Source organism: Alteromonas sp. KUL106 (assembly GCF_009811415.1).
GTDB lineage: Bacteria > Pseudomonadota > Gammaproteobacteria > Enterobacterales > Alteromonadaceae > Alteromonas.
This window is the reverse complement of record NZ_BLIG01000008.1, coordinates 128,356-154,952: the sequence shown is the minus strand read 5'-3', so window position 1 is coordinate 154,952 and position 26,597 is coordinate 128,356. Positions and strand designations below refer to the sequence as shown.

The following is a 26,597-nucleotide window of genomic DNA, read 5'->3' as shown; positions in this document are numbered from 1 at the left end:
CATGTTACTATCAGACGTTTCCGTTAAGCGCCCGGTTTTTGCTACCGTAATTAATCTTCTGTTGATTATCTTTGGTATTGTTGCATTTACGATGCTGAGCTTGCGCGAATACCCAGATATTGATCCACCAATAGTGTCCGTGAGCACAACCTACACAGGTGCATCAGCAAATATTGTTGAAACTCGCATCACCCAGCTTTTAGAGGATAGGATCTCAGGCATTGAAGGTATTAAAAATGTTACCTCTACCTCTCGAAACGGTCGCTCTGACATTACGATTGAATTTAAATTATCTCGGGATATAGACGCTGCAGCAAATGATGTGCGCGAACGTGTAAGCCGCGCGTTAAATAATCTGCCTGATCAGGCCGATCCACCTGAAGTATCAAAGGCAAACTCAGATGAAAGTGCGGTCGTTTGGTACAACTTGCGAAGCACGAATCTCAATACAATGGAGCTAACGGATTACGCCGAGCGTGTGTTGGTCGACAGGTTATCAATTGTAGATGGCGTAGCGCGTGTACAGTTAGGCGGTGGTAAACGCTATGCCATGAAAGTGTTTTTAGACCGCAATGCCATGGCAGCAAGAGGCATTACGGTGAGCGATGTTGAGCAAGTCATTCGTTCAGAAAACGTCGAATTACCCGCCGGTGAAGTGGAAAGTAGCGACAGGGACTTTGAAGTTCGAGTGGCTAGAACTTTTCTTTCGCCTGACGATTTTGCTGCGCTTACTGTGGCTGTAGGGGATAATGGTTACCTTGTTCGCTTAGGGGAAATCGCTCACGTAGAATTGACCGCAGAGGATGACGAGACCGAGTTTCGTGGCGACGGCGTCAATATGATTGGACTGGGTATTATAAAACAGTCCAAAGCCAATACTCTTGACGTAGCGAGGGCAGCAAAAGCACAAATAGAAAAAATAGAAGCCACGCTTCCCGACAACATTTTCATTGTTCCAAGTTACGACTCATCGGTATTTATCGAAGCGTCTATCGATGAGGTGTACGAAACACTGGGCATTGCCATGTTAATGGTTGTCATTGTTATCTACCTGTTTCTGGGAAATATTCGCGCTACCTTGATTCCTGCCGTGACTGTGCCTGTTTCAATTATTGGTGCGTTCATTGTGATGTATGCGCTGGGTTTCTCCATCAACTTACTGACTCTGCTTGCGATGGTACTCGCTATTGGTTTAGTGGTTGACGACGCCATTGTGGTACTTGAAAACATCTACCGTCGCATTGAAATGGGCGAGCCTCCGATATTGGCGGCTTATCGCGGTGCAAAAGAAGTCGGTTTTGCTGTTATTGCTACAACGCTTGTTCTTATTTCGGTGTTCGTACCTTTGGTATTTCTTGAGGGTAATATTGGAAGGCTGTTCACAGAGTTTGCATTGGCTATTGCCGCCGCCGTTGCGTTTTCAAGTTTTACAGCACTTACCCTCTCGCCAATGATGGCGTCTAAAATTCTCAAAAAGCGCACACGCTCATCTGGGTTTGGAAGCTGGATGGATAAGCGATTTTCACAACTTGAAAATGGCTATTTTAATACGCTGGGAAAAACCCTTCACCAACCCATTCCAATGGTACTAATGCTTGTTATTGCGGTAGTCGCGCTTGTTCAGTTGTCTGAGAAAGTGCCCAGCGAGTTTGTCCCTAAAGAGGATAGAGGCAATTTCTTTATTTTGATGAACGCGCAGGAAGGGGCGAGCTTTGAAAGTAATGCGAGAAACCTTGCGAAAATTGAAAGCATCTTAATGCCCTATCGTGAAAACGGGAAAATAAATCGTTTGCTATTACGTACCCCTGGATTTGGTGGTAATGCGGGCATCGCAATCGTCGGTTCTGCTGATTGGGACGAGCGCGACTTTAGTACGTTTTCCCTTATGGATGAAATTAGCGCAAAACTTAATTCTGTTCCTGATGTGCGTGCCTTCTCCATTATGCGCAGCGGAATATCCGGGGGCGGATTGGGTCGCCCTGTGCAGTTTGTATTGCAGGGGGATACCTATGAAAACCTAGTTGAATGGCGAGATATTGTGCTTGAAAAAGCCGCCAAAAACCCAGGTCTCATTCGTATTGATTCTGACTACAAAGAGACCTCTCCTCAACTTTTAGTCAATATTAATCGTGACAGAGCAGCGGATCTTGGCGTCTCTATTAGCGACATAGGGGGCACATTAGAAGTGATGTTGGGTCAGCGCCGTGTCTCTACGTTCCTCGATAGAGGCGAGGAGTATGATGTCATTTTGGAAGGCATAGAAGAGGACTTCAGAAGTCCCAATAGCATCGAAAACCTCTATGTACGTTCTGCGAGAACCGGTGAACTTATTCCAATGGACAATCTTCTTACGTTTGAAGAGCAGGCAACGTCAGCGCAACTGAACCGCTATAATAGAATGCGAGCGGTAACGATTTCTGCCAACTTAGCGGATGACTATACGTTGGGTGAAGCGCTAGCCTACTTGGAAAATATTGTAGAAACGGAACTTCCTGATAACGTCTCGATTGATTACAAAGGCGAGTCGCAGCTTTATCAAGAAGCTGGAAACTCCTTTGTTTATGTATTCATGCTTGCTCTTGCCGTCACTTATCTTATTTTAGCGGCACAGTTTGAAAGCTGGGTACATCCACTTGTTATCATGCTCACTGTGCCCTTAGCGCTGGTAGGCGCTTATATCGGGCTGTTTTTCAGCTCAATGACAATCAATATTTACAGTCAAATTGGTCTTGTTATGCTCATTGGGCTCGCGGCCAAAAATGGCATACTCATTGTTGAATTTGCTAATCAGCTGCGAGATGCGGGCATGGAATTTGAGTACGCATTAAAACGAGCCGCGGCTCAGCGTTTACGGCCTATCGTCATGACGGGGTTTACCACCGTATTTAGCTCCCTTCCTTTAGTGCTTGCTTCAGGCCCCGGCGCTGAAAGTCGGATGGTGATTGGAATGGTCATCTTCTCAGGTGTCCTGGTTTCAGCCTTTATGACACTTTATGTTGTGCCAACTGCATATAGCTGGCTTGCTCGTAACACGGGTTCGCCTCTCAAACGGACTAAAGAAATTGCGCGGCTAGAAAAAGAAATTCCTTATAAAAAAGGCGAGTCATAATCATGTGCAGGGCGTTTGCCCTGCATTTTTCATCTTGGATCCTGCTTATTCCTTAGCACGGCATGCTTTTAAAGGTATCTCATTCTATACGATAACATGGCTTTTCATTACTTTGTTAAAGGCTTGTTGCTTTTGTAAGGTTTTGAAAATTAAATGATTAATGCCAAAAGAATGCCGTTATAATCACGTCTTATTTATGGTGATTAGTATCAATTATGTTAATTAGACGTAGGTATAGTTGCTTAACTTTTTTCTTCCACTACACTTCGCCGCAATTTTAGATGCTTATATAAGTGACTCATTTATAGGCATTAAATTTTTAATGCTCAAATTGGCGATTACGGCGTTTGTGACTAATACTTACCACGTTGTATTTGTATGAGTAAAAAGACTCATCACTGCCCAGCCGCATAAACAATACTCGAACCATCGCAGTTCAAGAGAGTAAGAGACGGTGAGCATATAACTCAACACCCTTAAGAGGACACATCATGAAGAAATGGATAATAGCAGCAGGACTTTGCTGTAACGTTGCAGTTGCCGACGTAGCGGTTATTGTACATCCCAGCAATGGTGACTCACTTGACAAAGACAGTATAAGCCGAATTTTCTTAAACAAAGCGAAAGCTTTTCCTGGCGGTGCACAAGCAGAGCCCATCGCGCTTGCCGAAGGACAAGCAGCGACTGACGAATTTAATGGCAAAGTGTTGAATAAAACTGCAGCTCAGCTTACTGCGTTTTGGTCAAAGCTTGTGTTTACAGGTAAAGGTCAACCACCAAAAGCATTAGGTAGCGACGCAGAGGTTGTCTCTGCGGTAGCGGGTAACGCTAGCGCAATCGGCTATGTCGATGCCAGCGCAGTGAACGACAGCGTGCGCGTTGTTGCAACCTTCTAACCTACCGTTTACGTAAAGAATTAAGGAACACGCATGAAAACCAAACTTGCTTTATTATCTGTGGCTGGTCTATTAGCTGCGCCAGCTATGGCTGACATTCAAATCAATGGCTTCGCAAACTTGATTGCTGGTATGACGCTTGATGACGATGAGTCAGTGTACGATTACGACAGCGACTTCAGCTTTGACCCAGCCAGTGTATTCGGTCTTCAAGTCCGCGGAGAAGTTAGCGATAAATTATCTGCAACGGCACAGTTAGTTGGTCGTGGTCGAGATGATTACGATGCAGACTTCGAATGGGCGTACATGACTTATGTATTGAACAACAATGTCAATATCAGTGCTGGTCGCTTGCGTATGCCGCTCTTCAAATATTCAGCGTCACTTGATATCGGTTATTCTTACCACTGGTTAACACCACCTGATGCTGTTTACGGTATTGATTTTAATAATATCGATGGTATTCGTGTCGACTACATGAACTACTCGGGCGACTGGGAATACGGTGCACAATTTACCGTCGGACGTGTTGAAGCCGACACAACTATTTCGGGCACACCTGCGGCGCTAGAGCTACAGGGTGTTGTTGCTGTTTCATTCGAAGCAACGCGCGATTGGTTTAGTGCGCGTACGTTGTTAGCACGTGGTAAAACGAGTGCTGCAAACGCTGACTTCGATAATTTTATTGGCGGTCTGGGTCAGTTCGGCGCATTCGTTCCATCTGCCTCTGATGCCGCTGAAGGTCTAAGCGTTAACGATGATACGGGGACGTTCTTTGAAGTTGCCGTTGATATTGATAAATACGACTGGTTTGTAGGCGCAGAATTTACGCAAACCGAAGTAGATGGCTCTGTTATTGCCGATAACAAAGCGTGGTATGTAACAGCGGGAATGCGCTTTGGTAAGTTTACTCCACACATTACTTACGAAGTTGAAGAAGCAGATAATGGTGATCAGTTGGGGCTAATAGCAGCATTACCTTCTTCAATTTCTTCAGGAGATGCGGTAACTGATGCGACTTGGTCTGCGATTTATCAGGGGGCAGCAGGTATTGCTGCTCAGCAGAAACTTGATGTATCGGCAGTTACCGTAGGCCTGCGTTACGATGTTGAGCCAGGTTTTGCATTGAAAACCGATGTTACCTGGTATTCGGACGACCTAAATGATCTGAACGATGCTACACTTCTTAAAGTCGGTGTAAACTACACGTTCTAGTACTCTGCATGGCCTCACGCAAGGGTGTGAGGCCATAATTAAAATTAAAGATTTTCGCTATTATGTAGATAAATTAGAACGAGGTGTTTTTTCAGGTAAACCTGAAAAATTGTTGAGCAAATTATAAAAAACAGTGGAACAGCGAATGAACTTTCTAAAAAAAATGCCCATTGCGACTAAGATTTTCCTTATTCCAGGAATCGCGGCGCTAAGTTTTATCATTTACTTGCTTATCACTGTTTATACAGCGCTCAATAATGGCGCCACGCTGGAAAAAGTTCAGAAAGTTCAATTTCCTGCCTTGCAACTATCTGCATCCACCTTGGTCGACATGCAAAAAGTACGTGACACTCTCTCAAGTGCTGTTACTACAGGCGACCAAGACACTCTTGTTATGGCGCAAGACCTCGCCGACGAGGCTAAAAATGGACTCAAACAGATAGCGTCTATTAGCCCTGATTTCCGCAGCGATATTTCTCAAATTTCATCTGGGTTTGATGATTACTTTAGTGTGGCTTTTGATGTGTCTAAATCCATGGTAAATGGTACAGCTGACTTCAGTCGCCTCGGTGAGCTTTCGTCAAAGATGAACAAATCTTATGACGGTGTGATTGCATCTATGTCTCGATTTAGAGATGCACAGCAGGCAGCGTTTGAAGAGGCTTTTAAAAATACAGACAGTGCCAATACATCATTAATCAGCACAGGTGTTATTTTAGCTATTGTTGTAACGATATTACTGTTTGGAACAGCGGTGCCGATTGTTCGAGGTATAAAGCAGAGTATTGATGATGTTGTTCGCTCGCTAAAAGATATAGCTCAAGAAAATGGCGATCTTACGGTTCGTATTGAAACCAAAAGCGAAGACGAAATTGGTGATTTAGTTTATTGGTTTAATCAATTCATGGACAAGCTTCAGGGTGTGGTTCGTGATGTTGTTGAAGCAAGTTTACCGCTATCTAATCTCGCACAAAATCTACGTGGTGTTACCGAAGAAACCCAGCGTACCATCGATGTTCAACAGCGCTCGGCCACGAATGCCAAACGGGCAGTGGACACGATGAGCGGGTCGGTAGATGGCGTTGCGCACAGTGCCGCACAGGCAGCAAATGACGCAAATGAGGCAACCAACGCGGCAAGCGAGGGGCGTCAAATCGTACAGCAGACAGTGACTAGCATTCAGCAGCTAGCCGATAACGTGCGTGAAACCGCTGATGTGATTGCCCGACTTGAGTCTGATTCAAACAAGGTGGGTTCTGTACTTGATGTTATTAAAGGTATTGCTGAGCAAACTAACTTACTTGCCTTGAACGCTGCTATTGAAGCCGCGAGAGCAGGTGAGCAGGGAAGAGGCTTTGCCGTGGTTGCTGATGAAGTGCGGACGTTAGCATCGCGCACTCAACAATCTACAGAAGAGATTCAAAGCACCATAGAGCAATTACAAAGCGCGGCCCATTCTGCGGTAGAAGTAATGGCGCGTGGTACCGAGCAAGCGTCGAGTAGTGTAGAGACCGCTAACAAAGCAGGCAGCAGCTTGGAAACAATAACAAGCACAATTGGCCGCATCAACAAGATGAACGAGCAAATAGCACATAATACGGAAGATCAGCGCACGGTGGCGGTAGACATTGTTCGCCACGTTGATGAAATTCATCAGCGTACCGAGCAAACGGCTAGCCGCTCGGGTGAGCTCGGCTCGATGTGTAACGAACTTGCAGACCTTGCACAACACCTTGAGTCTATTGCTAAGCAGTTTAGGGTGTAAGCGCAAAGACGTACGACGCCGCTTAAGGCTGGTAAATTATGCTATTAAAAAGCCCCGTCAGGGGCTTTTTTACAGATGGGTTTCACGATACCGCATAAAAAAATCCCCAGACAAGCTGGGGATTTTTATTTGTGCTGTTACCGCTAGACTACTCGTCCAAGAAGCTACGTAGCTGCTCAGAACGACTAGGGTGGCGAAGCTTACGAAGTGCTTTGGCTTCAATCTGACGAATACGCTCACGGGTTACGTCAAACTGCTTACCCACCTCTTCAAGGGTATGGTCGGTGTTCATATCAATACCGAAACGCATACGCAGTACTTTAGCTTCTCTCGCTGTAAGTCCTGCAAGTACCTCTTGTGTCGCGCCTTTCAAGCTTCCGCCTGTCGCTGAATCGAGGGGCTGAATAATGGTGCTGTCCTCGATAAAGTCGCCAAGATGTGAATCTTCATCATCACCGATGGGCGTTTCCATCGAAATTGGCTCTTTAGCGATTTTAAGTACCTTACGAATTTTGTCTTCAGGCATTAACATGCGCTCTGACAACTCTTCAGGTGTAGGCTCACGACCCATTTCCTGAAGCATTTGACGAGAGATACGGTTAAGCTTGTTGATCGTCTCAATCATGTGAACCGGGATACGGATAGTACGCGCCTGGTCTGCAATTGAGCGAGTAATTGCCTGACGAATCCACCACGTTGCATAAGTCGAGAACTTATAACCACGACGGTATTCGAACTTATCCACCGCCTTCATTAGACCAATGTTACCTTCTTGAATAAGGTCAAGGAATTGAAGACCACGGTTGGTGTACTTCTTAGCAATTGAGATAACAAGACGTAGGTTAGCTTCAACCATTTCTTTCTTCGCACGGCGTGCTTTCGCTTCACCGATTGACATACGACGGTTAATATCTTTGATGTCTGCGATAACCAAGCCGGTTTCTTGCTCGACTTGATTCATCTTGCTGATGCAGCGCTCGATCTCTTCTTGGTTAACAACAAGGTCTGATGCGTACGGTGCACCTGACTTGATTGCCTCATGTAACCAAGCTGTTGATGTTTCATTGCCAGCAAATGCTTTGATGAAGTCTTTTTTAGGCATCTTGGCGTTAACAACGCAGAACTTCATCACTAAACGTTCTTGTATACGTACTTTATCCATCATTTCGCGCATGTTTTTAACCATGCGATCGAACTGCTTAGGAACCAGACGGAATTCTTTGAATACGTCGCTTAGTGCATTAATTTGCTTACGCGCATCAGCGTGAGAACGGCCTTTTTTCTCAATAACTTCACGGGTCTTAACATACTGTTCGCGAAGCTCAGTGAAGCGCTCGCGGGCTAGCTCTGGATCAACACCGCTATCGTCTTCCTCTTCTTCATCGTCTTCATCGTCATCGCCGTCTTCATCATCTAATTCTTCTTCAGATAACTCAGAACCAACGTGCGTTGCTGTTGGCGCAAGATCTTGATCGTCATTAGGGTCAACGAAGCCAGAAATAATATCGCTCAGACGAATTTCTTCTGCTTCGTATAAATCCCACTGATCCAACAAGTATGTGATTGCTTCTGGATACTCTGCAACCGAGCACTGCACCTGGTTGATGCCGTCCTCGATTCGTTTTGCGATTTCGATTTCGCCTTCACGAGTAAGAAGCTCAACGGTGCCCATTTCACGCATGTACATGCGAACGGGGTCAGTTGTGCGGCCAATTTCACTTTCTACAGTAGCAAGTGCTTGCGCAGCTGCTTCTGCAGCATCTTCGTCAGCATTTGCTTCTTGCATGAGAAGTTCATCTGCATCAGGAGCTGATTCAGATACTTGAATTCCCATGTCGTTAATCATGCGGATTATGTCTTCGATTTGATCAGAATCGACAATATCTTGCGGCAGGTGGTCGTTAACTTCTGCAAAGGTTAAGTAACCTTGCTCTTTACCTTTTGCAATCAGGAGTTTAATCTGAGACTGCTTGCTTTGCGCCATATAACCTACACTTCTCACATTCAATTAGTTTGCAATAGAAAAGACAACATACATAGAGGTATGTTCCCTGATCTGCTGTAGTACTGCATTTGTATCAAGGCCGTTAATGCTCGATGCCACGCTGGTCTATACCATTACTTTTGCGATGCACATCTGCTCGGGTTTGGTTTTGCCCGTTTATGTTCGGCTGTATCTTTGCTACTTGTATTGCTGCTTTTTTGTTCACTCCTTAAGCGTTTAGCTCATATAAAGAGGTTTGCAGCGAATTAGCCAGTATAGCAGAATATGCGGTGGTTTTACCAGATTGATGGCCGATTTTTTAGCCAGTAATTTTAACACAGCCGCCCTTTGGAACAGGTTGTGTTAAAAAGCACGTGCTACGTTAGGTCAGGTTGGCCAGCGGGTCAAAAATCTATGTATAAAGACTCGCGGCTAACTTTTCTGTCTTTCCCTCATAAGCAGGTTCAATTCCTGTTTTTCCGCTTGGGTAAGCGGCTGAACCCGCGAGCGTGAAATTAAGGTTTCAATTCGGGCATCAAAATGACCGTCAAGTAAGCGAGCAAAGCTGTCGTTAAATACTCGCTCAGCATCCTCGTCTTTAACTAAATGTTCTTGTAACAATAATTTCGCGATAGTAGAAGAATGGGGATGGTCGCGGAAGTTTTCAACAAGCTGTGCAGTTTTAGCCTGAGGATGTGCTAAACAATACCGATGTATATCGCGTAACAAATCCATACCTGCCGCATTACTGCCGGCGAAAATATCAATTTGCACGTCTTCACATAGAGAAGCGAGCGCAGGTTTATCTATCAGTAGTCGGATAAGCATGCGAAGCGGCGAAAGCTTAGGTTTATTCACTTGGTTTCTGTTCGGAGAATACGCTTGTTTGGCCCCTTGATTTGCCTTTGTAATATCTTGCTGAAGTTTAAAACGATCAAACTCACCAGTATGTTTGGCGAGCTCTTCTAAAAGCATTTGCTTTTGATCCTCGCCTAACGTGCTTTCAATGAGCGGCATCGCCGCTTTTTTGAGCGCAATCTTGCCTTCGGGCGAGCCAACGTTGTGGGTTTTTAACAAGCTTTCAAAGAAAAAGCGGGAAAGTGGCTTCGCTTCATCAAGCATGTTCATAAACGCGTCTTTGCCAATTTGGCGAACCATCGTGTCAGGGTCTTCGCCATCAGGCAAAAATAGAAACGAAAGACGTACACCATCTTTTAACGCAGGCAATGCGTTTTCTAGTGCACGCCAAGCAGCTTCTCTGCCGGCGCGATCGCCATCGTAACAGCACACAATATGCGAAGTGGCGCGAACCAGCATTTGAATGTGTTCAGGCGTCGTCGCAGTGCCCAATGCGGCTGTGGCAATATTAATGTCAAACTGGCTTAGTGCCACTACATCCATATAGCCTTCAACGATAACGACGGTATCTAGGTTGCGATTATTTTGACGGGCGGAATAGAAGCCAAATAGCTCGCTACCCTTATGAAAAATTCGGGTTTCTGGAGAGTTTAGATATTTGGGACCGCCATCATCTAATACCCGTCCACCAAAGCCAACCACGCGACCACGTTTGTCTCGAATTGGAAACATAATGCGATCGCGAAAAAAGTCGTAGGTACGACCTTGATCATTGCGGTTAACAAGTTTCAAGTCAACGAGTTGCTTAATGCGTTGGGGATCTTTGCCGAAGGTATTAAGCAAGGCGTCCCAACTGTCTGGAGCATAGCCAATTTCCCACTGCTTAACGATATCGCCGCTCAGACCACGGTTCTTTAAATATTCGATAGCCTTTTTGCTGTTGCCGTTTTGTCGCAACTGATGCTGGAAAAATCGCGCAACTTGTTCCATGACCGCGTAATCGTCTTGTTGCTGCTGCTTTTTCTCTTCGCTCATAGCGGGTCGACTGCCTTTTTCACGGGGCACTTCAAGCCCGTGATAACGCGCCAGCTCCTCTATCGCCTCAACAAACTCAAGACGGTCGAATTCCATGATAAACGAGATAGCATTGCCATGCGCACCACAGCCAAAACAGTGATAAAACTGTTTATCTTGACTAACGGTGAAAGACGGGGATTTTTCGTTGTGAAAAGGACAGCACGCTTGGTAATTTTTGCCGGCTTTTTTAAGCTTTACTCGGCTATCGACCACGTCTACCACATCAGTACGTGACAGAAGATCATCTATAAAATCGCGAGGTATTTTTCCAGCCATGAGGGTATTTTTAAAAAGGACCAGTAATGCATAACATGCAACGACGCCCAAGACGACAAGTTACAAATGAATAAGATAGTTAGCTACTTTAACAGGGAAGTCTAAGAATGAGAATAACGAAGGCGTGGCAATGCACACCTTCGGGCTAAATCACTAAAGTTTCAATTTTACGCTTAAGCGTTCAAGCGCGCCTTAATTTTCGCACTCAGTGCGCCCATGTCAGTTCGGCCTTGAACCTTCGGTTTTAAAGCGCCCATAACTTTACCCATATCCTGCATACCCGACGCCCCTGTGGCCGCCATGGTTTCATCAATAAGGGCATTTAACTCATCGTCACTCAAAGGTTGCGGAAGAAAGTCTTCAATGTAGGTAATTTCTTCGCGTTCTTTACTGGCTAGGTCGTCGCGATTTGCTGCGTCGTATTGAGCAGCTGCGTCTTGGCGCTGCTTAACCATCTTAGTCAGTACCGCTAAAATTTGGCTGTCATCAAGCGTAATTTGTTCATCAATTTCTTTTTGCTTGATGGCGGCCATCGCCATACGAATAGTACCAAGACGTACCTTTTCTTTTGCGCGCATCGCATCTTTCTGCGCTGCTTTTAAATCATCAATTAGTGCCATGATGCTTCCTGTTTTTTTATGAATAGATTTAGCTTATCAGGCGCTGCAAAAATTTACAGCATAGATCACTATTCCTTACACCCCAGAACTGGTATCCCGAAATTAAAACCCCAGAATTGAACTCCCAGACTTGAAATAACATAACGCTTTGAATAGGAATGAAGGACTATATTAAAAAATAAAGGCCCAGAAACGCGAAAGGTGCTGCAATTGCAACACCTTTCAGACTCGTTGGCTAACCCTATATTAGTAGAGTTTTACGCGACGTGCGTTTTCACGAGCTAGCTTCTTAAGATGACGCTTTTTAGCGGCAGCTTTCTTGCGCTTGCGTTCCCAAGTTGGCTTTTCGAAGAATTCACGACGACGAACTTCAGAAAGAACACCTGCTTTTTCACAAGAACGCTTAAAACGACGCAGCGCCACATCAAACGGCTCGTTTTCTCTAACTTTAACGATAGGCATTAAACACTCACCTCAAAACTTTTACTGTGTAAATCCGGGTAAAATTGTGCGCTAAAAAGGCCACCCGGGTTAAAAATGGTGCGAAATTCTAATCATATCTACAGAGAAAGTAAAGGATGAATTGCTAAAAAATAGCCAATATTGTGCATTTACCGTCCATTTACCTGATAACTGGCATTCCATGAATGCAGGATTAAAGGTAAACTCTGCGCTTGTTAAGCACCGTGTTCCTTAACTCGGCCCACTTAAGCGCCCTTATCAGAACGTGTCTCGGTGATTTCTTTTTTGACTAAAGAGAGGTCAAAAGCGTGAAACCGGATGTTCTGAAGAGGGTAGTGTTATGATCGCGGGCGGATCATAAAGATGATCGCTACAGATCGCCAGTATTATTTACTTTGTTTTTGGTATTGCTCGAGTAGTACTGTGTGTTAATAGTATGAATTTATTTGCGTTTCCACAGCAAAGCATTGAAGTTAGAAGTAAAAAGGCTTACTCCCCATGCGTATTTTAGGAATTGAGACATCTTGTGACGAAACCGGCATCGCGGTTTACGACGATGAAAAGGGTTTGCTGTCACATGAGCTTTACAGCCAAGTGAAACTCCATGCTGATTATGGTGGCGTAGTCCCTGAGCTTGCCTCACGAGACCACGTGAGAAAAATCATTCCTTTAATTGAAAAGGCCATGGAAGATGCGAACACCGCGCCTTCTGAAATAGACGGTGTTGCATTTACTCAGGGACCTGGCTTAGTGGGGGCATTGTTGGTAGGTTCATCGGTGGGTCGGTCGCTCGCTTATGCGTGGAACGTACCCGCAGTAGGTGTGCATCATATGGAAGGGCACTTGCTAGCCCCTATGCTTGAAGAAAACGCACCTGCTTTTCCTTTCGTCGCCCTTTTAGTCTCTGGCGGCCATTCAATGCTGGTTAAAGTAGAGGGCATTGGTCAATACGAAGTACTTGGTGAGTCTATTGACGACGCGGCCGGCGAAGCCTTTGATAAAACAGCTAAACTGCTTGGTCTTGATTATCCAGGGGGGCCGCTTTTGGCTAAGTTGGCAGAGAAAGGCGAAGCAGGTCACTACAAATTTCCTCGACCTATGACTGACAGGCCAGGGCTTGATTTTAGTTTCAGCGGGTTAAAAACGTTTGCAGCGAATACCATTCGCGATGCAAATCTAACCGGAAACCCTGACTTGACCCCAGATAAAGCTGAACAAATTAAAGCCAATATTGCTTACGCATTCCAAGAGGCTGTCGTCGATACGCTTATTATCAAATGTAAGCGGGCGTTAAAACAAACGGGGATGAAGCGCTTAGTTATAGCCGGCGGTGTAAGTGCGAACACCATGCTACGTAGTGAGATGAAAGCACTTATGCAACAGCTAAAAGGTGAGGTGTTTTATCCCAGCCTAGCGTATTGTACCGATAATGGCGCCATGATTGCCTACGCTGGAATGCAGCGCTTGAAAGCCGGGGAAACCTTGGCCTTGTCCTCGCAGGCCAAACCGCGCTGGCCTCTTGATACACTATCTGCGATTTAGAACGCGAGAGAATGATAAAAGCGAACGTGGCTAACTGAAACTCGTCACAGCGATAGCGCTTTTCAGTGTGTGAATCAGAGCGATATTGAGCAAAGATCAACATGCTTTTGTCAAAATAGAATGAAAAGGCAATGGGTGCACATTCCATTGCCTTTTGTTTTACTAAAATGAACATTGAATAAGGACGTAAAGCCGCATGGGTTTAGAAACAGACGGAAAAAAATATTCTGTATCGCAAGTGTATCTGGCGTTGTTGTTATTTATTTCGCTTTTACTTTCAGTGCTCACCACAAATCATGCATTTGCTTCTAACAACGCGCTCTCAAAGCAACCATTAGATAAGGCAGATCAGAAACAGCAAGAACAGTACGTTGTGCTGATTTCTCTTGATGGATTCCGCCACGACTATATTGAGTTACATAACGCCAAACACCTAAGTGCCATTGCAAAGCAAGGGGTAAGAGCGTCGTCCATGACGCCTGTATATCCGTCGAATACCTTTCCCAACCATATTTCATTAATCACCGGACTACTTCCGAAACACCACGGTATCGTCAACAATCGCTTTTACGATAAGTCACGCCCAACCAAGGAAGGTTACGCGCAGTACAAATTAGGTTATGGCAAAATGGACAGTACGTGGATAAAGGCAACGCCTTTGTGGAACTTAGTCGAATACCACGGCATGAAGGCAGCAACCTTTTTTTGGCCAGAATCTGACGCACGTATATCAGGCGCGTCACCGAGTTACTTCTATCACTATTCAAAATATGCCGATTACCAGCAGCGCGTCGACCAAATCATAGATTGGCTAGAGCTACCTGATGCGTCGCGCCCTCGTTTCATTGCGGGATATTTCTCTCTAACCGACACTGTGGGGCACGACGAAGGGCCGTTATCTAAAAAAACCAAGTATGCCGTACAGGAAGTTGATGCTCTTATCGGTCAGCTTTATGAACGAATTAAAGCACTAGAAATACAAGTGAATTTGGTGGTGGTTTCAGATCATGGTATGACGGCTATCGATGAAAGTCAGACGATTGAGGTAGAATCTTTGGCTATACCGGAAAGCTTCATTATTGAAAATGAAGGGGCGCAAATTCATTTATATGCCAGAAAAAATGTGTCTGATAACGACATTGCCAACGAGATTGCTCGCCTAAATAACATTGCTGAAAACCGTTACACTGTGTTGAATCGCAAGCAGCGCAGTGAGCGTCATATGGAAGTGGGAAACAGAACGGGCGATATTCTTATTGAAATGGCGCCGCCAGCACGGTTTAAAAATGCTAACAGCAAACACGTCAGCAAAGGTGGCCATGGCTATATTAATACATTACCCGATATGGGAGCGACGTTTGTCGCAGTGGGGCCTGCGTTTAAAAGGAATGTGACCTTACCTGCGTTTAGTAACTTAGAAGTGTATCCGGCGCTTGCAAAAATACTGGGTATCATGCCTGTTACGTCTATAGACGGTAAGATAGAAGTGCTGGAACATGCGCTTACTCTTTAACTTTTCCTTTATCCCACACTTTACTTTCATTGCCCGCTAAAAGGCGGGCGATATTGTCTTTATGGCGCAAAATGATAAGTAGCGACAGCATTGCCACTGGAATGGTGTACAACGGCTTGATTAAATATGTGAATAGCGGCGCCAGAGACACCGCGATAAGCGCACCTAGTGAAGAATAGCCAGTAAGAAAAACCACAATGACCCAACTGAGAATCAGCAGGCCTGCTAAATCAAGCCCTATGGGCAGCATTGCGCCGAATGCGGTTGCGACTGCCTTGCCACCTTTGAAACCAAAGTAGAGCGGAAAAATATGTCCTAAGCAGGCACATATTGCGATTAAGCCTAATGTGATAGGCTCTATGCCTAAAAAATAGCTTCCATAGACGGGGATAGTGCCTTTTAAAATGTCCATAACAAGAACCAGTAACGCCGGAACACGTCCACCTAGTCGGTAGACATTTGTTGCGCCGGGGTTTTTAGAACCCGCCGTTCTCGGGTCCGGCAGGCCAAATAATCGGCTTATGACAACGGCACTTGAAAGTGAGCCGAAGAGGTAGGCGACAGCAATCATTAATAGGGTTAACGAGATCATTTGGTCATTCTAATTTGTAAAAATGTGTTCAGGCATGTGGCAGTTAACTCCATGAGGAGAACCTCTTTAAATGCTATGTTTTTCGAACATTTGTGTGCGCTGAGGATCATTACGCTACGCAGTCTTATTAAAATTATAAAACCTTGGTTGCTCACAGTTGTCATACAGCGGTATAGTTGTGCCACGCAAGCGTAAAGCTACTCCATCCAAACGCGATATACCACCGTTTAACAACAATATGTGGGTGAAAGCGCAGTAGTAAGACCAGTAAAAACGGCTATAAACTGGTTAACAACAGTACAAGATGAAAAATTCCATGGGAAAAATTTATATAACAGGGCTTGAAGTAGACACCCTGATTGGTGTTTATGATTGGGAGCGAGTAAGAACGACTCAGCTGCTCTTAGATGTAACACTTGATGTAGACTTAAGCGCGGCGATGCTTAGTGACGATGTAGCCGACACGGTAGACTATGCCAAGGTGGCCGAATGTATTGTAGATGTGGGTAAAGAAAGCACATTTGAGCTGCTTGAAGCCTTAGGGAACAAAGTCATGGACACAATACTTGATAACTTCTCCGTCGCGTCAATAACCCTTAAAATTGTGAAGCCTAATATCCTTCCCAATGCGCAAACCGTTGCCGTTGAAATGCGTAAAGAGCGCAATTAATGTCCCAACACACCATTTTAATTAGTATTGGCTCTAATATTGAGCGCGAGCATTACACCAAGCAATCTTTAGTGGCGCTAAGGGAACACTTTTCAGATGTTTCGGTCTCCTCGGTTTACGAGAGCGAAGCGGTGGGCTTCAATGGCAACCCTTTTTATAATGCTGTTGCCCGGGCGACGACGTCAAAAAGTATTGAAGAAGTGTGCGCAATACTCAAGGCAATTGAGAAAGAGAACGGCAGGGTGCATACCGACAAAAAATTCTGCGCCCGAACCCTTGATCTCGATTTGCTTACCTATGATAGTAAGATAACCACAACCCCCGTGGTTTTGCCTCGCGAAGAGATTTGCTACAACGCGTTTGTTCTTTGGCCGTTAGCGGAACTTGTTCCCGACGACATCCATCCTGAAACGCAAGAAACCTACGCCAACATGTGGCAAAAATTTGATAAACAAAAACAGCAACTATGGCCGATTGACTTTACTTGGAGTTAAGCAAAGGAATGACACTTTTTGAAATTATTATTTTAGCAATTATCCAGGGGGTGACTGAGTTTCTCCCGATAAGTAGCTCCGGGCATTTGCTGCTACCCGCTGAACTTTTTGGGTGGGTGAGTCAAGGTTTGGCTTTTGACGTTGCCGTGCATGTGGGAAGTCTTCTTGCGGTTATGATCTATTTTCGTCAAGAAATAGGGCAGATGACCGTGGCATGGGTAACCCAAGGGTTTAGCAAACAACAGTCTACTGACAGTAAATTAGCGTGGTACGTGATTGTAGCGACTATTCCCGCGGTGATTATTGGCTTTTTGATGAAAGGCTGGATTGAAGAAAACGCACGCACGGCGCTGGTAATTGCGGGTACTACCATCATCTTTGGCTTGCTGCTATGGTACGCCGATGCGACGGCTAAGCGAGAGCAAGAGCTTGAAGGGTTAACCTTGAAGCAAGCTGTCTACGTTGGCCTAGCACAGGTGTTGGCGTTAATTCCCGGTACATCGCGTTCAGGTATTACCATGACCGCCGGCTTAATGTTAGGGCTAAAACGGGAGGCCTGTGCGCGCTTTTCCTTTTTACTCTCTATCCCGGTTATTTTAGGCGCTGGGCTACTGGCAACGCTGGATTTGCTTAACGCCAACGAAGCCGTCGATTGGTATGCCCTACTTTATGGGGCGGCGTTTTCATTTGTCAGCGCTTATTTATGTATTTATCTGTTCTTAAGTTGGATATCCCGCATTGGCATGCTGCCATTTGTTATCTATCGTTTAGCGTTAGGCGCAGTTTTATTGTGGTTCGTTTTCGCTTAGTGGTGATTAGCAGTGAGCTCGCTACAAAGGGGCTAGGATAAGTGCGGTACGTTATCGGTTATCGCTGGTATACATTCATTTGAACGGTGACACGCGTGCCTGAAGCGCGCGATAATTTAAAGTGCATTAAGGAAGCGAGATATGGCAGAAACTATTTTCGATAAAATTATCAATAAAGAAATTCCAGCGGATATTTTATATGAGGACGATTTAGCGCTGGCGTTTAAAGATATTAATCCGCAAGCGCCTACTCATTTTCTTGTTATTCCGAAAAAGCAAATTGCAACGGTGAATGATATCGCCGAGGAAGATCGTGTTGTTGTAGGCCACTTATCATATGTGGCAGCGAAAATAGCTAAGGAGCAGGGATTTGCTGACCAAGGGTATCGAACTGTTATGAACTGTAACGAATACGGTGGACAAACTGTTTATCACATTCATTTACACGTGTTAGCCAGTAAACCTCTAGGCTGGCCACCCTATACTGAAGACATGAAAAAGCACGTCGAGTAACCCGCGTTTCATGATTTTTATACAAGGCCACGCTTGAAATTCAAGCGTGGCCTATATCCTGCTCAAATAGGCTATTGGCATCGCCTCGCTTAATCAGAAAGCCCTAGTATTTTTTTACCTTGGTTGAAGTGAATATCAACAGGGATACTTGCGGCTTCTAAACGTGCTAAATCTGACGCGAGATCAGGCTTGATCACACCCATGGTTTCGACCAGCTTAGCCACACTATCGTAGTCACCGTCACCTTGTAACGTCAGAATAAGCTCAGACAGTGCCTCGACTGCAGCGCCCATCTTTTCCATGTTAACGCGATATTGACCGTCTTCTGTCTTTTCAAACGCGCCTTGCTGGGCAAAGAAGTTAAAGCGAATCATGTTTGCTTTACCGTGAGCAGAGCTGGCACCAAAACGAACTGAACGAAAAATGCCTGCCATGAAGGTGACATAATAATCTTCTAAAGAACCTTCAGTAATTTCACCTTTTTCAAGCAGACTTTGCACCATATACAAACCCAGAATGTCTGCTTTACCTTCTTCAAGGGCAGACGCGTGCTCTTTAAGTGCGCCGCGCACAGTACCTGAACCATCTAAGGTGTTTTTAATGCCAAGGCCATGGGCCACTTCGTGAAACATGGTGTTTGCGAAAAAGGCGTCGAAGGTAATATGACTGCGCTGCTCAGGTACAATAAGCGTATCTGCAATTGGCACTAAAATAGTATCAAATTTAGCGCGCATGGCGTTTTTAAGCTGAAGGCGACGTGTGCCTTTTTCTAGCTGGACACGTTCGTCGTTTGGCAAGTTTATCGCAATGGTTTTACTGCCAGCGTTAGAGTGCCCAGCGTAGTAAATGACGTCATAAGCGTTAAGATCAGCGTCAGAACCGGGCATCTCGGCTTTGTACGCATCCGCAACCGGTAGACCTTGCTGCAATTCAGGCAAGAAGGCCGCATATTTAGCAAGCTTTTCACTCCACGCTAAATCTTTAATAAGCACGTAGGCTTCAAATGCTGCACGATAACCGAATAGCTGGTCTTCATAGCTTTCAATGGGGCCGATCACTAACTCAACGGGGTTAGTTTTCATGTCCATCCATGCCATGTCAGAGGCGAGGTAATCGTTTGATAGCAGGGCTTCAGAACGAAGCTGCAAGTATTGTTTGAAGCTTTCGTCTTCAGCTAGTTCAGATGCTTTCTTAAGTAGGTCAGATGCTTTCATCAATTCGCTTTTAAAGGCGTCTGAGTAAGGGACTGAATAAAGGTTGCCTGCTTCGTCGCGTTTTACCAACGAGTAGAGACCTTGTTTGTCATCAAAGTTAGCTGTCGCGAACTCGGCTTTATCCATATCATGGGGATAAAATTCGGCGCCCAACGCTTTATCGTCGTATCCGCTAATAAAAGGCGTGTCACCGTTCAACCGGTCCCATGGGCCGTAGTTGATGGCGGCAAAATGACGTACCTTCTCGTCACTGATAGACGAAAGAAAGGCATCTTTATCTTCAAAAAACGCTTGTTTCCAAAATAAGTCGTCCATGATTTTCGATGCATCAATTAACAGCGAAAGCATTTGATGTTGATTATCACTAAGGTGAGAGAGGTCGCTGGTTAGGTCGACACCGTGATAGATCGATAGACGAGCCTCGTCAATCAATAGCGACTGCTGAGCTTCCGTACCTTGTTTGGTTGTTTGTGGTGTATCGGTATTTTTGCTGCATGCGGTGAGTAGGAATAACCCGGCTATTGCAGCTGCAACAGGAGAGTAGCGTGAAAGTGTTTTTTTCATAATACGGTTACCGTGTTTTCTGTCATTATGTAGGTTGTTCACTATAGCTATGCTTTTGATTTAATACAAAAGTATGAAAATATAATTGAGCATTCTTTATCGTGGTCTGCTACACGTTAACTATACTTTATTGAGGTTTTCGATATTAGTGGGTATTTCGCTTTTCCCCTTTCTATTTTTAGATGGTCGAAACCGTAAAGCTACTATAGTATGGTGTTAGAAATATCTTAAAAACGATAACAGCTTGTATTTTCGCGTGTCACATTTTGGTTTTCACGAGTAGACGCAGGGAATGCAACGTTCAACAATTAATCGGTATCGCCGCGCAATGTTGCTGTTATTGATTGATCAGTAATGTAACTTATTGTCTTTATACGGCTATTTGGAACTTTCTAAGGGTAGAAATATGTCTACACAGAACGCGCTCTCAACCATTTTGGTTGAAAAAATAAATAATGATACGCTTGTCCTTCCTACACTTCCTGCTATTGCACTTAAAATTCGTAAAGCAGCCGACGACCCGGATATAAACCTCAATGCGATGGGGGATGTTATTGGTCAAGACCCATCACTTAGTGCAAGAATGATTAAAATTGCAAACAGTGCTTATATGGGGCGCAGTGTAAAAGTGAACTCCGTTGGCCAGGCGGTAACGCGAATTGGGCTTCGTCAGATTAAAAACATCTCCACTGCGCTTGCGATGGAACAGTTGTTCGTTTCTAAAAATGATGTAGTGGCGCGCTATCTCCAAAAAGAGTGGGCAAGTACCGTCAATATCGTCGCAACTGCCATGGCAGTGTTGCAGCTTTACATCACGCGTACGAAAAAGCGTGAAATGAGCCTAGATACAATGACATTGGCCGCGCTTGTGCACAATATAGGGGTGCTTCCTATTCTGACAGAGGCCGAACGTCACCCAGAAGTCTTTGCAAACCCCTCATTTCTCGAAGTAGCCATTGACAAATTAGCTGGCAGAATCGGTGCCAATATTATGGAAAAATGGGGCTTTGGTGAAAACTTCGTTAATATTGCCAAAAATTGGAAAGACTTGAGCTACATTCCTGACGAGTTAGGTTATATCGACTTTGTTCGCGTCGGAGCTGCTGTATCAGGCTCTGCGGGTAGTCAAAAGGACGCTATTTTGAATTTAGCCATTCAGCGCGGCGTCGTTGAAGACATGGGCGAGCTACATTCAGATGAGTTTGAAGAACTGACGAGCGCTGCCAAGCAAATATTCCTCTAACATAAGCTGGAATAAAATCACTGTTAATCGTTGTTTAGATAATTAACACAAAGCCGGTATATTTATACCGGCTTTTTTTATGAATTGCTCTCTTATACCAGTCCGCATAGACAATTACCCACATCTTGTCTTTCGACGACTTAACGTTTTGGCCAGTGCCTATGACTGCCCTAAGGCGCTGGTTTTTTCTGAATGTAAAGCAGCAACAAACCTAATCCCAACCCCCATACCGCAGAGGTCATGGAAAACAGACTAAACCCTGACGCCGTACACAGCATAGTGAGCAAAGCAGGGGCTCTGTGGGATTCAACCTCCATAGCGCGCACTACAGCTCCCTGTAGCGTGGCTAACAGTGCGAGCCCAGCAAGAAGGTGAATTATGATGCTCGGCATGCTGACAAACAGCGCAACGACCACTGATGCCATGAATCCCATAAGCAAATAAGCTAGGCCCGCGGCTATTGCAGCACGATAGCGTTGTGATTTATCACTGTCTGCTTGCTCTCCCATGCACAAGGCTGCCGTAATTGCCGCTAAATTAAAGGTAAAACCACCAAACGGTGCTAAAACGGCTTGTACAATGGCAATCCCAGATAAAATAGGCTTGTGATCGGGTGTATAGCCATGGGCGTGATGAATAGCTATGCCAGGTAAGTTTTGCGAAAGCGTTGTGATAAGAAAAAGGGGAAATGCTAGGCCCACGGCGGCACTTAGAGAAAAAGTGGGCGTAACCCAAATAGGCGCTGGAAGTGCAAAAACTGATGACGCATCTAGTACTACATCAGTAGCCATCATTGATGAATCGTTTGGCAAAGAGACAAACTCGTTTGAACTGCCTATCACTAAACTAATGCCAACCGACATTACCAGTAGTAACAGCATAAGGTAGCGGGGAAATAACCTGCTTCCCACTAGATAAGCCGCAATAAAAAACGCGACTAAATACGGCGCTTCATTAACATCACTAAATATAGCAAGGCATATGGGTAAGAGAATCCCGGCCAATAGCGCCGATGAGATTGCCGGAGGGATCCGACTAATTTGCCTAAGTAAACTGCGGCTTTGCGCTGTTATGAGAGAAAGTAAAGCGCATACTATAAATGCTCCAATGGCTTCACTTAAACGGTAGTCCCCAATACTCGTTAACAAAAAAGCCGCTCCGGGCGTAGACCATGCGGTAACAACGGGCAGTTTGGAAAGCCACGAAAACAGAATGCAGGTAATGCCCATACCTAGCCCAAGTGCGAACAACCAGCTTACTACCATATCGTCGCTGGCGCCGGCTTTGCGCGCCACATCAATGATGATGACAACAGAGCTGCTGTAACCTACCGTGACGGCGGTTAACCCTGCGCTGATATGGCTTAACTTCCATTTACTCATGAAAATACCCGTGCTTGAACGTCGGTTTGAAACTAATTAAGCGATAACAACACGCTGACTACGTTTATCGAATGTTTATCGGTAACCTATGCTATCCTTGCCTAATGTGCGTTATAACGCATACTGTCTAAGATAACACTCGTGCGTTATAGCGCACAAGCGTTTTGGTCGCATCTTTGAAAAAATAAAAGGGCTCTGAACCAATGACAAAAGCGAATGCGCAGCCTTCTGCTTTTTCAAAAAGTATTGCAAAACATCTGAAGTCTGTTCGTAAAGCGCGGGGGCTTTCCCTTGATAAAACAGCAACACTGACTGGGGTATCAAAAGCTATGCTGGGGCAAATAGAGCGGGGTGAGTCGAGCCCTACCATAGCGACGCTGTGGAAAATAGCCACAGGCTTAGAATGCTCGTTTTCATCTTTTTTATCCGATGACGACATTCAACCTACGTCTCACCACGCCGATAACAAGTTCACTAACGATACCAACGTAACAATTAGAACCCTATTTCCATTTAATCAAACGACGCAGTTTGAAATGTTTGAGCTTTGCTTAACAGACTTTCATGAACAGCACTCTTCGCCACACCTAATAGGCGTGACTGAGCATATCCATGTAACGCAAGGCACGTTAAGTGTATTGCAAGACGGTCAGTGGCAAACCTATCAGGCGCAAGAGCAATGTGTACTGCGTGCAGATCAGCCCCACGGGTATCGAGACGAAGTAGGGGAAACCCGTTTTATTGTGGTGATTCACTATCCCACCTAAAACGGTCTGACAGCCTTTTATGCAAAAATTTCCAGAAGGTTGCCAGTAAAAAAGTAGTGCGTTGGTGCTAATGACGAAAAGCCTAATCACCCCTTGGTAATTAGGCTTTGAGATAACGCTAGGCTATTACCTGATATCTACTTTTCGTTCGCTTACAAACTATCGTCGTTAAGATTAAGTGCACCACGAAGAAAGTTAAGTAGTGTACAAATTTCGGCTGACATAAGCGCAAACTCTGCGTCTAGACGTGCCTCTACTTGATCTTTTGGCACATCGTCGGTTTCTTCTTTGATGCGGTCAGTGAATTTAATACGCTTGATGGCGCCATCTTCACAGATAACAGCAGTCAACGTTTCTGCATATTCGAACGCAACTTTTTGAACCAGCTTACCTGCATCTAAGTGAATACTGATTTCTTCGCTATCTAGCGGTTGGTTTTTACAGCGGATAACGCTGCCTGTATCGTCGGTTGATTTTAGTTCTGCTTCTTCAAGCAGTCCTACGCCTTCTGGCGTTGATTCCGTTACCCAGTGGGTAAGTTCGCTTTGAAGGCTTCTGCGTGTAAATGGCACAACAGGCAGTGAACCAATGGCTTTTCTTACCATGGCTAAGAAGGCCTCGGCTTTGCCGTCAGATGATGCGTCAATCACCACTAAATTGTCAGCAAGTGAAATAAAACCGTGAGTATAGGTATTTTTTGTAAAGGCCTGAGGGAGTAATCGAGTTTGAATTTCTTGTTTAAGGTCGGCTTTGGCTTTCTTACCTACCGGTGAGCCCGTTTCCATTTCAATTTTAGCCGCCATTTCATCAAGCTCGGCATTGACCACAGCAGCGGGAAGAAGCTTTTCTTGTTTCTTTAACGTTATCCAAAAACGCTGTTGAACGACATGAAACATGGTGCCTTGCTTGCCGGCCTGAGAAAAGGGAGAGGCGAATCCCATGGTTGCTAAGTCTTGGCTGCCACATGGGCGGAAAGCATGCTCGTTTAGCGCGCGCTCTAAATCACCCTCGTCTAGCGATAGCGGCTGTGTAATTTGATAGGCTTTTACATTTTTAAACCACATAGTGTAAGCATTCTCTTAATAAAAATAGGGCGCAAGCGTACCAATGTAGGGCCCACTGCGCAATTGATTAAAAGGCAGTGGCAACAATTAAAGTGCGAAGAGTAGGCGCTGATTTAAAGAGAATAAAACAACGGGTTGCTATTAATTTTTAGGAAAGCGAATAAAGTATTCTAAGCCTTTATCTATCGCGCTTTGCGCTTCTATCTGCCCATTGAGCGACTGGGTTACGAGGTTATACATGATGTGCGTCCCTAAACCACTCCCACCTTTACCGCGCTTAGTGGTGTAGAAAGCATCAAAAAGTTTACTGAGTTCTTCTTCACTAAGCCCTTTGCCATTATCGCTATAATAGAGGCTTACCATATTTCCTTCTTCTTTGACCTCTAAGGTTATTGTGCCTGTGATACGCCCTTCAAAACCATGGGTTATAGAATTGACAATCATATTAGTTACGATTTGCGCGATAGCGCCTGGCGGACAAGTCACCACTAAGTCGGCAGGGCAGGAAACGTTGATTTGATATTCTTTTTGTTTGAAGCTCGGTTTTAACGATTGAATGATTTCATTGATATAGTCATTCAATACAATTTCTCGTTCAGTCTCGCTCGTTTGGTCCACCGCGACCTGCTTGAAGCTAGCGATAAGGTCAGAAGCGCGCTCTAAATTATTCAGTAAAAGCAGGGCTGTTTGTTCTGCTTCGTCAATAAAGCTTGCCATGTTCTTACTGGTCAGGCTTTTGTCTTCAAAATCAGTCTTTAAATTATTAAGCCGCTCTTGAAGAAAACTGGCTGCGGTTACACTCACACCTAACGGCGTGTTCACGTCATGCGCAATGCCAGCAACCAGACCACCAAGTGATGCCATGCGCTCTGACTCTAATAACTGCTCTTGTGCTTGTTTGAGCGTATTCATTGAACTCGCCAACTCTTGATTGCGCTGTCGAAGCTCTGCTTCAATGTATTGGCGGTTTTCGTTTTCTTGGCGAAGCTCACGCTGATGGGCTATCAGCTCATCTTTTTGTTGTTCAAGGTCAAGCATGATTTGAGATAGCGATGCAGTTTTCTTCGCGACCTCTTGTTCCAATATCAGGTTTTGATCATCCAGCTTTTTGTTCGCAAGGGTTAACTCGTTTTGCGCTTGGTTTAACTTGCTATTTGAAGTAATAAGATCGTCTATCACACCGTTGTACGATTCTTTAAGCTGAAGTAACTCATTGTCATCTTCTAACTTAATACTGAGTTTGCTCTCTTCTGGGTGCTGGGGGTCGAAGTTCCCCATTTGCTCTGTAATAGCTTGCAGCGGCTCAGAAAGCATGGTTCGAAACGCTGTCATGAACAGAAATACTAGAAATGTGGTTTTTACTATGGCGTTTCCAATTAGAAAAAACACGCCGACTTCAATTCGACTGAAAATAGTATCAAAACTGGAATATAACGTAACGTCGCCTACCGTTGATTCCCTTCCAGAAAATTTGAAAACGAGGGGGAAGCTGTAGCTGAATATGCCGCTTGAATGGTCTTCGATGATTTCTCTATCGATAGGATTAGGTGACCGTTGTACTCTGATACCATATTCTGCAATATAATTTCCGTTTTCTCCCCGAACCTGAAGGCCTTCAACAATAGGAAGCGACATTAAGCCTTCTGAGATAGCGCGAACTTGGTCATGGTTGAGTTCCCACAGCGCGCGAGTGAGACTAGAGGAAAACGTATTTTTTAGCGTTTGTAGTTCGCTCTCTACGTGGTTTTTTGTACTTAGGTATTCTGTGAAGATTTGGCCTAGTGTAACAAGCAGCGTAAGAGCAAAGTACACCGACAATACTCTCGCTAGGAGTTTCCTTGATAACCCTGTCTTGACCGCAGCCATAGAAAAACATACCCCTGTTACTTCAGACTTATTATGATGCCCACCCCAATGGCGAAACCGTCATGTTACATTACCTGTATATCGGTAATTATGACCATTCAA

Annotated in this window: 21 protein-coding genes; 12 read left to right on the top strand and 9 right to left on the bottom strand. The window is 44.9% G+C overall.

Annotated elements, in window-relative coordinates; translation table 11 throughout:
- Position 1 precedes the first annotated feature (1 nt).
- The 4 genes from GVO63_RS03915 (at position 2) to GVO63_RS03900 (ending at position 6,985) form a co-directional block, all read left to right on the top strand.
- Positions 2-3,109: an efflux RND transporter permease subunit gene (locus tag GVO63_RS03915; protein WP_159578189.1), complete on the top strand. Its 3,108-nt coding sequence runs from the start codon at positions 2-4 to the stop codon at positions 3,107-3,109.
- Between the two features lie 491 nt (positions 3,110-3,600).
- Entirely contained in the window at positions 3,601-4,005 is a 405-nt protein-coding gene (locus GVO63_RS03910) for a phosphate ABC transporter substrate-binding protein (protein WP_159578188.1), read from the top strand.
- A 33-nt stretch (positions 4,006-4,038) separates the two neighbouring features.
- Positions 4,039-5,220 carry a topoisomerase IV gene (locus GVO63_RS03905; RefSeq protein WP_159578187.1) on the top strand — a complete coding sequence of 394 codons (1,182 nt, stop codon included), beginning with the start codon at positions 4,039-4,041 and terminating at the stop codon, positions 5,218-5,220.
- Between the two features lie 145 nt (positions 5,221-5,365).
- Positions 5,366-6,985 carry a methyl-accepting chemotaxis protein gene (locus tag GVO63_RS03900; protein ID WP_159578186.1) on the top strand — a complete coding sequence of 540 codons (1,620 nt, stop codon included), beginning with the start codon at positions 5,366-5,368 and terminating at the stop codon, positions 6,983-6,985.
- A gap of 148 nt (positions 6,986-7,133) precedes the next feature.
- Here GVO63_RS03900 and rpoD read toward each other — a convergent pair whose 3' ends face one another.
- From rpoD to rpsU, 4 genes are all read right to left on the bottom strand, one after another.
- Positions 7,134-8,969 (bottom strand): RNA polymerase sigma factor RpoD, encoded by a 1,836-nt coding sequence (rpoD, locus tag GVO63_RS03895; RefSeq protein WP_159578185.1) that lies wholly within the window; start codon positions 8,967-8,969, stop codon positions 7,134-7,136.
- Between the two features lie 432 nt (positions 8,970-9,401).
- Positions 9,402-11,180, bottom strand: a complete 1,779-nt coding sequence (gene dnaG / locus GVO63_RS03890; RefSeq protein ID WP_159490332.1) for a DNA primase — start codon at positions 11,178-11,180, stop codon at positions 9,402-9,404.
- A gap of 173 nt (positions 11,181-11,353) precedes the next feature.
- Positions 11,354-11,800 (bottom strand): GatB/YqeY domain-containing protein, encoded by a 447-nt coding sequence (locus GVO63_RS03885; RefSeq protein WP_120960891.1) that lies wholly within the window; start codon positions 11,798-11,800, stop codon positions 11,354-11,356.
- A 246-nt stretch (positions 11,801-12,046) separates the two neighbouring features.
- On the bottom strand, positions 12,047-12,262 hold the full coding sequence (gene rpsU, locus GVO63_RS03880) for a 30S ribosomal protein S21 (protein ID WP_012517258.1): 216 nt from the start codon (positions 12,260-12,262) through the stop codon (positions 12,047-12,049).
- Positions 12,263-12,760: 498 nt separating this feature from the next.
- Here rpsU and tsaD point away from each other — a divergent pair, with 498 nt between their 5' ends.
- Together tsaD and GVO63_RS03870 are read left to right on the top strand one after the other, a co-directional pair.
- A complete protein-coding gene (gene tsaD / locus GVO63_RS03875; RefSeq protein ID WP_159490334.1) occupies positions 12,761-13,804 on the top strand; it encodes a tRNA (adenosine(37)-N6)-threonylcarbamoyltransferase complex transferase subunit TsaD in 1,044 nt (347 codons plus the stop codon).
- A gap of 196 nt (positions 13,805-14,000) precedes the next feature.
- The gene (locus tag GVO63_RS03870; RefSeq protein ID WP_159578184.1) at positions 14,001-15,317 is read left to right on the top strand and encodes an ectonucleotide pyrophosphatase/phosphodiesterase; all 1,317 of its coding nucleotides are present in this window, start codon (positions 14,001-14,003) and stop codon (positions 15,315-15,317) included.
- On the opposite strand, the gene plsY is transcribed toward GVO63_RS03870, so the two are convergent.
- Complete coding sequence (plsY, locus tag GVO63_RS03865) at positions 15,307-15,909, bottom strand: glycerol-3-phosphate 1-O-acyltransferase PlsY (protein ID WP_159490338.1); 603 nt, start codon at positions 15,907-15,909, stop codon at positions 15,307-15,309. The genes GVO63_RS03870 and plsY overlap by 11 nt on opposite strands.
- A gap of 316 nt (positions 15,910-16,225) precedes the next feature.
- Here plsY and folB point away from each other — a divergent pair, with 316 nt between their 5' ends.
- The 4 genes from folB to GVO63_RS03845 all read left to right on the top strand — a co-directional run bounded on the left by folB (position 16,226) and on the right by GVO63_RS03845 (position 18,395).
- Positions 16,226-16,579, top strand: a complete 354-nt coding sequence (folB, locus tag GVO63_RS03860) for a dihydroneopterin aldolase (protein ID WP_159578183.1) — start codon at positions 16,226-16,228, stop codon at positions 16,577-16,579.
- Positions 16,579-17,073 (top strand): 2-amino-4-hydroxy-6-hydroxymethyldihydropteridine diphosphokinase, encoded by a 495-nt coding sequence (gene folK, locus GVO63_RS03855; RefSeq protein ID WP_159578182.1) that lies wholly within the window; start codon positions 16,579-16,581, stop codon positions 17,071-17,073. The genes folB and folK overlap by 1 nt, the downstream gene beginning before the upstream one ends.
- Positions 17,074-17,081: 8 nt before the next feature.
- Positions 17,082-17,882: an undecaprenyl-diphosphate phosphatase gene (locus GVO63_RS03850; protein WP_159490342.1), complete on the top strand. Its 801-nt coding sequence runs from the start codon at positions 17,082-17,084 to the stop codon at positions 17,880-17,882.
- 141 nt (positions 17,883-18,023) lie between these two features.
- Positions 18,024-18,395, top strand: coding sequence for a histidine triad nucleotide-binding protein (locus GVO63_RS03845; RefSeq protein WP_159578181.1), 372 nt, complete (start codon positions 18,024-18,026; stop codon positions 18,393-18,395).
- 89 nt (positions 18,396-18,484) lie between these two features.
- Here the strand turns inward: GVO63_RS03845 and GVO63_RS03840 are convergent, their stop codons facing one another.
- Positions 18,485-20,173: a Zn-dependent hydrolase gene (locus GVO63_RS03840; RefSeq protein ID WP_159578180.1), complete on the bottom strand. Its 1,689-nt coding sequence runs from the start codon at positions 20,171-20,173 to the stop codon at positions 18,485-18,487.
- 406 nt (positions 20,174-20,579) lie between these two features.
- Here GVO63_RS03840 and GVO63_RS03835 point away from each other — a divergent pair, with 406 nt between their 5' ends.
- Positions 20,580-21,416 (top strand): HDOD domain-containing protein, encoded by an 837-nt coding sequence (locus tag GVO63_RS03835; protein ID WP_159578179.1) that lies wholly within the window; start codon positions 20,580-20,582, stop codon positions 21,414-21,416.
- A gap of 170 nt (positions 21,417-21,586) precedes the next feature.
- Here the strand turns inward: GVO63_RS03835 and GVO63_RS03830 are convergent, their stop codons facing one another.
- Complete coding sequence (locus GVO63_RS03830) at positions 21,587-22,798, bottom strand: benzoate/H(+) symporter BenE family transporter (protein ID WP_159578178.1); 1,212 nt, start codon at positions 22,796-22,798, stop codon at positions 21,587-21,589.
- Positions 22,799-23,001: 203 nt separating this feature from the next.
- Here GVO63_RS03830 and GVO63_RS03825 point away from each other — a divergent pair, with 203 nt between their 5' ends.
- Positions 23,002-23,565 (top strand): helix-turn-helix domain-containing protein, encoded by a 564-nt coding sequence (locus tag GVO63_RS03825; RefSeq protein WP_159578177.1) that lies wholly within the window; start codon positions 23,002-23,004, stop codon positions 23,563-23,565.
- Between the two features lie 152 nt (positions 23,566-23,717).
- Here GVO63_RS03825 and rdgC read toward each other — a convergent pair whose 3' ends face one another.
- Positions 23,718-24,629 carry a recombination-associated protein RdgC gene (gene rdgC / locus GVO63_RS03820; protein ID WP_159490354.1) on the bottom strand — a complete coding sequence of 304 codons (912 nt, stop codon included), beginning with the start codon at positions 24,627-24,629 and terminating at the stop codon, positions 23,718-23,720.
- A 141-nt stretch (positions 24,630-24,770) separates the two neighbouring features.
- Positions 24,771-26,495: a HAMP domain-containing sensor histidine kinase gene (locus GVO63_RS03815; RefSeq protein ID WP_159578176.1), complete on the bottom strand. Its 1,725-nt coding sequence runs from the start codon at positions 26,493-26,495 to the stop codon at positions 24,771-24,773.
- Between the last annotated feature and the right edge of the window lie 102 nt (positions 26,496-26,597).